Genomic DNA, 630 nt, shown 5'->3' on the forward strand with positions numbered 1-630 from the left:
CTAGGGTAAAATCGGTAATTGGGGCTAAGTCGTAACAAGGTAGCCGTATCGGAAGGTGCGGCTGGAATACCTCCTTTTTAGAGCTCATTAATCTGTGAGCTGTTGTTTCCTTCTTCTTTCAAATAAAGTTCTTTAAAAAGAGATTAAGAATCGCCAAGTTGGTAGTAAGGACTGGATCGGTTAAAGAGAGAATGAATGACCGCCAACCGGCAACCTAGACAGATCCGTAGCTCAGCCTGGTTAGAGCACTACACTGATAATGTAGGGGTCAGCAGTTCAAATCTGCTCGGGTCTACACTGATTACGGGGGATTAGCTCAGTTGGCTAGAGCACCTGCCTTGCACGCAGGGGGTCATCGGTTCGAATCCGATATCCTCCACTTAATCAACCTTAGTTCTTATAACACAAATGAAGATGTACGGCGCAAGGCCACAGAGATCGGCTCTCAGACATCGGCAACAATCACGGAAGTGATCAGAAGTTCTTTGACATATTGGGAAATGTAAAAGTTGTGTACGGATAGTAATATCTGATACATTAAAATATTTAAAGCGAATAAGGGCGCATGGTGGATGCCTAGGATCTAAGAGGCGACGAAGGACGTGGTAAGCTGCGATAAGCTACGGGGAG

2 tRNA genes and 2 rRNA genes are annotated in these 630 nt (G+C 45.4%); all 4 read left to right on the top strand.

The features are described from left to right. Window positions 1–77: ribosomal RNA gene (locus tag GWG06_RS30360) — 16S ribosomal RNA — on the top strand; the annotation flags it as partial. Window positions 78–220: 143 nt separating this feature from the next. Next, window positions 221–295 (top strand) — tRNA-Ile (locus GWG06_RS30365). Window positions 296–305: 10 nt separating this feature from the next. Next, a tRNA-Ala gene (locus tag GWG06_RS30370) sits at window positions 306–379 on the top strand. Window positions 380–545: 166 nt separating this feature from the next. Beyond that, a 23S ribosomal RNA gene (locus GWG06_RS30375) occupies window positions 546–630 on the top strand; the annotation flags it as partial.

Source organism: Chitinophaga solisilvae, assembly GCF_009928525.1.
Lineage (GTDB): Bacteria > Bacteroidota > Bacteroidia > Chitinophagales > Chitinophagaceae > Chitinophaga > Chitinophaga solisilvae.